We start from the raw sequence: 9,729 nt of genomic DNA, 5'->3' as shown, positions 1-9,729 counted from the left end.
CAGGACTTTGGCGGGGAGGATTATTCAGATTTTTTTAGTTCTATGTTCGGAGGAGGAAAACAAAGGCAGACAAATTTCAAAGGGCAGGATTTTAATGCCGAGCTGCGGCTAAATCTGCGGGACGTGTATACATCTCAAAAACAAACTCTTACTGTCAATGGGAAAAATATTCGGCTGACCATACCGGCAGGTATTGAAAACGGTCAGACCATCAAAATCGCAGGGCATGGCGGACCGGGAATGCAGGGAGGGCCAGCCGGGGATCTCTATATTAAGTTCGCTGTTGCAAATGATCCCGAATTCAAACGCGTAGGTAATGATCTTTACAAAACGGTCGATATTGATTTGCAATCCGCGGTGCTTGGAAACGAGATTACTGTGGATACCCTGAGCGGGAGGGTCAAACTCAAAGTAAATCCTGAAACACAGAATGGCACGAAAGTAAAACTGAAAGGGAAAGGTTTCCCGGTTTACAAAAAGGAAAATCAGTTTGGCGATCTTTATATTACTTATACTGTAAAGATCCCTACTGGCCTATCTGAAAAGCAGAAAGAATTATTCAAACAGATTTTTGAACCTGGCATCTGAAATTATGGTAAAGAACATGATATCAACAGACGAATTCTGTATTCATCATAATATTGAATTTTCGTTTATCCGCAATCTTGAAGAGTTCGGGCTTGTAGAAACTATAAGCGTCGAACAGGTACAATACATCCCGGAAAATCAGCTGGAAAAGCTGGAACGGATGCTTCGTCTTCACCGTGACCTGGATATTAATACCGAAGGCATCGACACCATTGGGCACCTGGTAGAAAAGATTCAAGAATTGCAACAGGAAGTTGTGGTTTTGAAGAACCGTCTAAGACTTTATGAGGACGAAGAATAAGTTAAGTAGGTGAAAGGTGAATCTAATTAGCGAATGAGCAAATAAGAAAATGAGCAGTCTAGCTCACGGCCATCTCAATTTTTGACTTTGTGCAGGCGGAATTCCTGTTTATAAACCAGGAAGGAAGAGTTTGAAAACTCGATCTTTTTCTTACCCCTGGGCCTGTTTAAGTCCATCATCGGCTCAAACCTAAAATCGAGATAAAGATTAGGAACCAATTTTTTTTGGTAAGAATATCGCACCATAAGCAGACGTCGGCTTGCCTGGGTCAATCCAACATAGTTAATATGCTGCGAAACGGATTGATATATAGGCATTCCCTGCGTTGAAATATATTCATTTGCATCCCAATAAGTTCCCATCACTGAACCATATTTCGTATCAATTCCACTGTTGAGAAACCATCCACCTCCACTGGAAAAGGGCTGGGCCAATGTGAAGGAAAGATCTGTGTAGCCTGTATAGTAGTTCTCTGACCGGAAAGCACTCACAAAACCATTGATGGGGACCCTGATTTTGACGCCAAGCGCAGTATTTACTAAGGTTTGCAAGGGCACAGTTGATACATCGATCTGTCCGCCCTGATGAAAAGCAGTAAACTGTACTGGTAAAGAAAGGCTCACTTTAGAGTTTCTAATTAAAGCGACATCTAAAGATGCACCTCCCACTATTTGTTCCTGATCTGGCGAAGGTTTATAAATCATCCTCTTCCAATTGATAAAGGCATCCAGGAAAAGTGACTTGTTTTCGACTATGAACTGGGTACCATATTCTACCGGTTCAGTGATCCGCTTTTCAAAATCATAAACCGGATCAATCATTCGGTGATGTATACTTCCTTCCAATACACCGTTGATCAGCGTGGTATTATGTTTCTTGTATTTAACTGCAAATAAGGGAAACGTCCGGTATATGCCCCGCCCTCCGAAATCTTTGCGTAAATGTATCCCAGCAGAGATCGATAGTTGCGGATGAGCGTAGTATAGCAATTGCGGTTCGAGCATCGCTCCAAATAGAGTATAGCCATCCTGTATCTTATTAAAATATTCATAATTCCGCATGTAATTGAAATTATGAAAGCTCAGGTGAAGCTCGCCGGTTTTCAGGCTGTCTGGGCGGATGCGGTATTCGAGGCTGTCGTTTACAATTTGTGCCTGCAGGGCAGTTAATGAGAAAATAAATAAAACCAGAAAGTAAATCTTCTTCATTAAGCTAGTTCCAAACGCTGCGAGTTGGTGCAGGAAAAAATGCAAGGGCTAAGATAGGAATATCAGTCAATAGAGGATGCAAAAGTGCTGCGATATTCCCTATTAACAACGATGTTTTAAAAGGTGTTTAGTTGAAGCAAATTGGTGCGACGGAGTCGCTAATTCATACAACCGAGTCGCTAAAAGTGACAACGGAGTCGCTAATTCATGCAACCGAGTCGCTAATTCATGCAACTGAGTCGCTAATAGGGGCAACGTTGCTTAAATTCATGCAAAGAGTTATAAAGATGTAACAAATCGAACAGATTAAGTTTTCCGCTACGGCTCTGCTACATTATAACCTTTCGTAAGTGGAGGTCGTTCCATCTGATGCCATAGAGCCGATAGAAAGTATCAACTTTTTACCTGATATTTTTGCGTACACATCAGTATCTGTAGCTTGATCAAAGTCAAGTTTAAAAGGAAATTTTATGCCGTCTATTTCAAGCTCAGTTTTAATAACGGCAAACGTACCACTAGAAACTGCCGCCCCTTTATGAAACCTTTGATAAGTATTCCCATCAATCTTTATTATATAACCGTTCCCGGGAGGGAAATCTGGAGACATACCAGCGATTTGGATGCCTTTAACATGCCTGAGTTCCCAGGTGCCGTCGATATTATTTTCAAAATTTTCTGCTTTATCGCAAGCAATAAGAGAAAGGAGCAGAATACAAATTATGGACTTGAGGTGGTTTTGCATGGTGGCTTTTTTAAGACAATACGTTTGAAAGTGAAAAGGTGTTACAAAATGGATTACCCCTTTAACCGATAATACTTATAAACCTTCACCGCCGACATAATAATCACACTAAACAACACCAAACCCACTAATCCGTAAATCCAGTCGATCGCACTTTTAAGAATTACAGTAAACACAATAGCAACTAAGAAAATCGTTGCAAGTTCATTCCAGATCCTGAGTTGGGTGGAAGTCCACTTGAAAATCCCCTTCTTCAATTGATTGATGATGTTCTGGCAAATAAAATGATATATCAGGAGGCCTAGAACAAACGTCAGTTTAACTTGCATCCAGGGCAGGGAAAGAAGATTCGGATTGACGTAAAGCATTCCCACACCAGCCAGAACAGCAAGAGCCATGGCAGGCGTGGTAATAATATACCATAATTTATGCTGCATGATTTCGAACTGCCGCTGCAAAATCACTTTCTCATGCTCCGGCCGGTCATTAGCCTCAACATGATAAATAAACAAACGTACGATGTAAAACAGCCCGGCCATCCAGCTAACGACGAAGATAATGTGGATGGCTTGGAGATAGAGGTACGTCATTTCAACTAATATCGGAACTCTTTAATAAGTTCCACCGCATATTTGACATTATCAAACGGAATATCAGGCATAATCCCATGTCCAAGATTAAAGATAAAACCATCTTGACCACGCATTCTTTCAAATAAACGGTGGATCCTATCTTTAATCACTGACTTATCAGCATACAGTATGTGAGGGTCGAGGTTTCCCTGTACTGCTATACCGGATGGTAAAATTTTCTTGATATTAAGGAGGTCAGCGTTCCAGTCCACAGAGATAACATCCGGTTTTGTCTCAGCCATTAAAGGCGCAAATACGGAACTTCCTTTACAGAAAGAAATCACAGGGATGTCCTTACGGTTTAGTTTCGATATGATCTCCTTATTATAATTGTGGGAAAATTCGGTATAATCATCCCATGATAAAGCCAGCGCCCAGCTGTCAAATAGCTGAACAGCATTTACACCGGCTTCTATTTGCAGGTTCAAATAATCAACAGTCACCTTTGCGATCTTCGCAAGAAGCTGGTGTGCAAGTTCAGGATGGTTATGGATAAGTAGTTTTGTCAGCTTAAAATCCTTCGACGAGCCTCCTTCCACTAAATAACTCATCACCGTAAACGGCGCGCCTGCGAAACCTATCAGAGGAATGCTTCCGTTTAATCGCTGCTGTATTACCTTAATGGCATCTGCAACGTATTGAAGCCTGTCTTCAACATCAGTAAGCAAGGCATCAACATGGGCCTGGTTACGCACCGGGTTTGCGAAACGGGGACCAACACCCTGGGTAAAACTTAACTCACCGCCCATGGCTTCAGCCGTGACAAGGATATCCGAAAATAATATGGCGGCATCTATCCCCAGCAGATTCACTGGAAGCATGGTGACGTCCGCTGCGATCTCGGGAGTTTTACACATCTCAAGAAAAGAGTATTTATTCTTTATTTCCCAGTATTCCGGCATAAAACGGCCTGCCTGCCTCATCATCCAAACCGGCGGGCGTTCTGTATTTTTAGAAAACGCGGCACGTAAAAAAAGACTGTCTTGTATATTGTTATGACTCACTCTGCTTTATTAATTTCTGATTCGATTTTTTCGATAATTGTTTTTACCTTGGAGGTAATAGTATATAATTTTGCCCGCTCTACGTATGCCGCAGCGCGTAAGTAATCCTTTTTACGAAGATTAAGGTTGGCCAGATGCACAAGAACTATTGCCTTGTCATTCTGGTTCCTTAAGGGAAACCTGCTGGCAATTTGAAAATGCTTTTCAGCTTCCTCATAATTCTGGCGATGTAGCTCTAAATTTCCGTAAATGAACTCATAAAAGCCCCGGCGATGCTTGCCCAGCCTGTCCGGATCATCAATCTCCTTCAAAAGCTCCTCAGCACCGTCATAGTTTTTGGCATGGAATTCACGGGCTGCCATTACCACTGTACCTTCGCGGAAGTAGCCCCAAATCAATAGGGCAATTCCGATACCGATGATAGCAGTTATTTCATACACCTGCTGGCTGATAGTCCAGCCCAGCAAAAATACGGCAACTCCTATAACCCAGAAGCGGGCTTTTTTAGTGAACATTTTTAATGGGTATCTGTAAATTTATATCCAACTCCCCTGATTGAATGGAAATAAGTCGGATTTTTTTGATCCGGCTCAAAGTATTTCCTGAAGGTCAGGATAAAGTTATCTATGGTACGTGTTGAAGGATAAACATCGTAATTCCATACTGTTTCCAGGATTTGCTCACGGGATACAGCTTCATTACGTCGCTCGATCAAAAGCTTAAGCAGCATGGTCTCCTTTTTGGTAAGAGGGGTTATCGTCCCGTCATCATCTTTCAATTCAAATGAATTAAAATAGATCGTCTTGTCGCCGATCTTGTAAGAATTCAGTTCCTTCAGGTCATCGCCTTTCATGCTTCTCCTAACAAGGATCCCCACCCGGAGTATCAATTCTTCAAGATTAAATGGCTTTACCAGATAATCGTCAGCACCTTTTTTCAATCCCATTACCCGGTCTTCGCTGGTGTTCTTGGCAGTAAGGAACATGATAGGGACTTCTGTGTTTTCAAGGCGAATAGTTTCAGCTACCTGGAATCCATCAATTTCAGGAAGCATTACATCCAGGATCACCAGATTAAAGCGTTCTTCCTTGAATATCTTAAGTGCCTTCTTACCGTCTGTCGCGGTCGACACTTTGTACCCTTCCATTTCCAGGTTAAGTTTGATAGCTTCGAGAAGATGATCTTCGTCTTCTACCAGCAGGATTCTTTGTTTAGCTAGCATTTGCGTTAAATATTACTTCGAAAACTGTCCCCGAAGGCTGATTGTTAATTACTTTAATTGTGGCCTGATGTTTCTCCACTACCTGTTTAACTATAAATAAGCCCAGGCCCGTACCTTTTGTTTTACGGGTATCCTCACTGCCCACCCGGTAGAACTTCTCAAAAATACGTGTTTTTTCCATATCACTTATCCCGATACCGGAGTCAGCGGTGACGAAGTGCACCTCTCCATCTTTGCGGAATAATTTTACTTTAACTTCCGCGCAGGGCGGGGAGTACTTAACCGCATTTTCAATAAGATTGGTGACCATTGATGTCAGCGCGAATTTGTCTCCTTTAAGCGCCACACCCTTCTCAACATCTGCACTTATAATTTGGGAACTACAGGTATGCACTTGCAAACGTTCGGCTACCTGTTTAACGAGTTCTGAAAAATTAAACTCCTCTTTTGGAAAAGAATAGGAGTTACTATCGATCTTACTGGCCAGCAGCATATTTTCTACCAGGTCGTCCAAACGCTCTATGTCTTTTAAGGAATTTGTTATGAAGGCTATTTGTTTCTCCCGTTCAAGGTCACGTTTCAGGATGGTTTGGAGATATAGCTTTATAGAAGCTAAAGGAGATTTTAATTCATGAGTAACCGACAAAAGAAAGTTCTTTTGCTGCTGATGCAGTTTTCGCTCCTTGGTAAGGGTTTTGTGCATAAAGACAGCCCCGATCAGTACAATAAATAAAAAGACGGCAGCCTCACCTACTATCATCCCTGTACTATTCGGCCTGGCCTTCATCAGTAATATTCCCCACCAGACCAGCTGAAGGGTCATGTACACGACAAGACAGTAAAATATTACCAGAGGCCGCCTCATTTAATCCGCTCTCGCCCCCCTAAATACAAAATCCAGACTTTCGAAAATTGTCCGCTTAGCCTTTTCAAGTTCGATTTTAGAATGTGCAGATGAGATGAATCCAACTTCGTAACCTGATGGCCCAAAGTATACCCCTCTGTTCAAAAGCTCACGGTGAAAAACCTTGAATTTTTCCATGCTTGACGGATCGATATCCTCGGCAGAACTTATAGTTTCTCTTTCTGTAAACGCGAACCAGAAAATCGAGCCGATTGAGAATACCTTTACCTTATAATTCCGGGCAGATGCAAAACGCTGAATGGATTCAGTGAATTCCGAAGCTTTATTATTAAGGTCTTTATAGAAACTTGACTTTGACAATTCCGTAAGCTGGGCAATGCCCGCAGCCATCGCCACCGGATTGCCCGACAAAGTCCCCGCCTGATAGACCGGCCCGTCAGGCGATATCATCCCCATGATCTCAGAGGAAGCCCCGTACATTCCAACCGGAAGGCCTCCGCCGATGATTTTACCATAGGTTACAATATCAGGTTTAATCTGATAAAATCCCGCAGCTCCTTCAAAGCCTACTCTGAAACCTGAAATGACCTCATCAAAAATCAGCAATGCATTATGCTGTGTACATATCGAGCGCAGGAATTCAAGAAATTCTTTGGTTTGGAGCAGTAAACCATTGTTCGCCGGAATCGGTTCAATTATAACCGCGGCTATCTGATCGCTGAACTGCTCAAAGGCGGCTTTTACAGCTTCTTCATTGTTTAAAGGAACTACTATTGTTTCATCGGCAAAAGCTTTTGGAATCCCGGCTGATGAAGTTTCCCCGAAAGTCACTAAACCCGAACCAGCTTTTACAAGCAAGGAATCGGAATGACCATGGTAGCATCCTTCAAACTTGATGATCTTATCGCGTTTAGTATAACCGCGTGCCAAACGAATAGCCGACATTACAGCTTCAGTTCCGGAGCTGGTGAAACGAAGTTTCTCTATGTATTTATTATTTTTTAAGATCAGTTCCGCCAACTGGTTTTCGAGTGCAGTTGGTGCACCGAAACTCATTCCATTCTGCATCGCTTCAATCACCTTCTCACGAACACCCGCATGATTATGGCCCAGAATCAATGGACCCCAGGAGGCACAAAAATCGATAAACTGGTTTCCGTCCGCATCCCACACAAAACAACCATCGCCTTTTTGTATGAATAAAGGCGTACCGTGTACGGATTTAAAAGCCCTTACCGGGGAGTTCACACCACCCGGGAAATACATTTTCGATTTCTCATACAGTTCAGCAGACTTCTCTCTCGATATATCTGGCTTCCCCGTATAATTCACCGGCACTTCTGCTTCTGATCCGGAAAAGATTTTTTTTAATGACTCTAACATTGAGTTGTACGTTATAAGTTGTAGGCTATAAGTTGCATAGCGACTAAGGCCTACCTTTTTTATTCTATTACACTTCTCCAGCCGACTGGTGGAAGTCTTTGTTCCTTGTTCTTTGTTCCTTATTCGTTTTCTGTCTTGATTCCTGGCTCCTGGCTCTTGGCTCCAATTACATCCAACCCTTCTCCAAAATCTCCCTAGCATGGTACGTAATAATAATATTCGCCCCAGCCCTGCTGAACGCGTACATATTTTCCATTACTACCTTTTGCTCATCAATCCAGCCTTTTTCTGCTGTAGCTTTGACCATTGAATATTCCCCGGAAACATTATAACACGCTACCGGAAGATCGGTATTTTCTCTCAAACGATGAATAACATCTAAATAAGCCAAAGCAGGCTTAACCATTAGAATATCAGCGCCTTCCTGCTCATCAAGAACAGCTTCACGCATAGTTTCCCTCGGGTTTCTGAAGTCCATCTGGTAAGCTTTGCGGTCTCCTTTATTAGGCGCAGAATCAGCAGCTTCCCGAAAAGGCCCGTAATAAGCAGAAGCAAATTTAATGCTATAGCTCATAATGGAGGTGTTTTCGAAGCTATTCTGATCCAGTACGTTCCTGATCCCCAGAATACGTCCGTCCATCATATCCGATGGGGCAACCATATCAGCTCCCGCTCTAGCATGTTCCAGTGCCATTTTGCTCAGCACGTCGACCGACTGGTCATTGTGCACATAGTCATCATGCATAATACCGCAGTGGCCATGAGTTGTATAAGCACAGGTACACACATCAGTGATCACGAAAAGATCACTGCCAAAAGCCGACTTCAATTCCCTTACTGCAGTTGCAACAACCGAATCCTTATCAAAAGAAGAACTCGCGTCCTCGGTTTTCTTTTCGCCTACTCCAAAAAGCAGGATTTTATTGATACCGAGCTTTAATGACTTCTCTACATCCTTAACCAATGTATCTGAGCTGAAATGGCTGATGCCGGGCATCGCATCAATGCCATGAACCGTACCCTTACCCGGAACTACGAAATAAGGGTATATAAACATATCCTTTGAAAGCCGGGTCTCGGCTACCATTTCCCGCACTATCGGCGATTTCCTTAATCTTCTGGGACGTATCAGCATATCAATAAGAACTATCCCTTCTGTCAATATAATCAAGTGCGAAGACGGCTTCAGAAAGGCCAACCTCATCTGGAGAATACGGAAGAGCGTATTTTACACCCATTTCATCAAACTTCTTGCCTGTGGATTTACCAATACAGATCACCTGCTGATCAGGTTCGAGTAAATTATTAGCGAAATAAGATTCCACATTTGACGGGCTGGTAAAAATCAGCACATCTGCGTAGGACTGCGTAACATTTTCTTCAGGAACTGTCTCGTATACGGTGAGTTCCACAATTTTCGTATCTGCCGATAAGGCTTTCTGAATGGTTCTCAAAGAGCCTTTTGCGCTTGGGAACAATACATGAGAACCGTTTGCAATTTGAGCAAATTCCTTCGCTATATCTTTTGTATCAATACCCTCTTCTTCGCCGTTGAAATCGGCAGTTTTACCTAAATAACGAAGAGCATCCTCCGAACCACGTCCTAGTACGCCAAATTTAGCCTTCTTAGGAAGATGTGGCTCAAGCCTGAAAAAGTAGTCGATTGCATTCTTGCTGCTGAAAAATACCCAATCGATATTTCTGAGAATGTAAGAATCCAGTTTATTTATTGAAGGGTAGGTTTTAATTAAGGAACGGCCTTCAATTTCTATTCCATGCTTCTC

The 9,729-nt window shown here is 42.5% G+C and carries 12 protein-coding genes; 2 read left to right on the top strand and 10 right to left on the bottom strand.

Annotated elements, in window-relative coordinates; translation table 11 throughout:
• Nucleotides 1–588 (top strand): DnaJ C-terminal domain-containing protein (locus WBJ10_RS12450; protein ID WP_424290762.1); only part of this gene is annotated, 588 nt, incomplete at its 5' end.
• Nucleotides 589–592: 4 nt separating this feature from the next.
• Nucleotides 593–889, top strand: a complete 297-nt coding sequence (locus tag WBJ10_RS12445) for a chaperone modulator CbpM (RefSeq protein WP_424290760.1) — start codon at nucleotides 593–595, stop codon at nucleotides 887–889.
• A gap of 74 nt (nucleotides 890–963) precedes the next feature.
• On the opposite strand, the gene WBJ10_RS12440 is transcribed toward WBJ10_RS12445, so the two are convergent.
• The 10 genes from WBJ10_RS12440 to WBJ10_RS12395 form a co-directional block, all read right to left on the bottom strand.
• The gene (locus WBJ10_RS12440) at nucleotides 964–2,097 is read right to left on the bottom strand and encodes a hypothetical protein (protein WP_424290758.1); all 1,134 of its coding nucleotides are present in this window, start codon (nucleotides 2,095–2,097) and stop codon (nucleotides 964–966) included.
• A 334-nt stretch (nucleotides 2,098–2,431) separates the two neighbouring features.
• The gene (locus WBJ10_RS12435) at nucleotides 2,432–2,839 is read right to left on the bottom strand and encodes a hypothetical protein (RefSeq protein ID WP_424290756.1); all 408 of its coding nucleotides are present in this window, start codon (nucleotides 2,837–2,839) and stop codon (nucleotides 2,432–2,434) included.
• A gap of 53 nt (nucleotides 2,840–2,892) precedes the next feature.
• Nucleotides 2,893–3,429, bottom strand: a complete 537-nt coding sequence (locus tag WBJ10_RS12430) for a CopD family protein (protein ID WP_424290754.1) — start codon at nucleotides 3,427–3,429, stop codon at nucleotides 2,893–2,895.
• A gap of 5 nt (nucleotides 3,430–3,434) precedes the next feature.
• Entirely contained in the window at nucleotides 3,435–4,460 is a 1,026-nt protein-coding gene (gene hemE / locus WBJ10_RS12425) for a uroporphyrinogen decarboxylase (RefSeq protein ID WP_424290766.1), read from the bottom strand.
• Nucleotides 4,461–4,471: 11 nt separating this feature from the next.
• Nucleotides 4,472–4,990 carry a tetratricopeptide repeat protein gene (locus tag WBJ10_RS12420; RefSeq protein WP_424290752.1) on the bottom strand — a complete coding sequence of 173 codons (519 nt, stop codon included), beginning with the start codon at nucleotides 4,988–4,990 and terminating at the stop codon, nucleotides 4,472–4,474.
• Between the two features lie 2 nt (nucleotides 4,991–4,992).
• Nucleotides 4,993–5,697, bottom strand: a complete 705-nt coding sequence (locus tag WBJ10_RS12415; protein WP_424290750.1) for a response regulator transcription factor — start codon at nucleotides 5,695–5,697, stop codon at nucleotides 4,993–4,995.
• Nucleotides 5,687–6,562 carry a sensor histidine kinase gene (locus WBJ10_RS12410; protein WP_424290748.1) on the bottom strand — a complete coding sequence of 292 codons (876 nt, stop codon included), beginning with the start codon at nucleotides 6,560–6,562 and terminating at the stop codon, nucleotides 5,687–5,689. Before WBJ10_RS12410 ends, WBJ10_RS12415 begins: the two co-directional genes overlap by 11 nt.
• Nucleotides 6,563–7,945, bottom strand: coding sequence for a glutamate-1-semialdehyde 2,1-aminomutase (gene hemL / locus WBJ10_RS12405; RefSeq protein ID WP_424290746.1), 1,383 nt, complete (start codon nucleotides 7,943–7,945; stop codon nucleotides 6,563–6,565). It abuts the gene before it with no gap.
• A gap of 166 nt (nucleotides 7,946–8,111) precedes the next feature.
• Nucleotides 8,112–9,080 (bottom strand): porphobilinogen synthase, encoded by a 969-nt coding sequence (hemB, locus tag WBJ10_RS12400; RefSeq protein ID WP_424290764.1) that lies wholly within the window; start codon nucleotides 9,078–9,080, stop codon nucleotides 8,112–8,114.
• A gap of 1 nt (nucleotide 9,081) precedes the next feature.
• On the bottom strand, nucleotides 9,082–9,729 hold a 648-nt coding region (locus tag WBJ10_RS12395; protein WP_424290744.1), incomplete at its 5' end, for a uroporphyrinogen-III synthase.

The organism is Daejeonella sp. (assembly GCF_049655485.1).
Lineage (GTDB): Bacteria > Bacteroidota > Bacteroidia > Sphingobacteriales > Sphingobacteriaceae > Daejeonella.
This window is presented reverse-complemented; position numbering and strand designations above follow the sequence as displayed.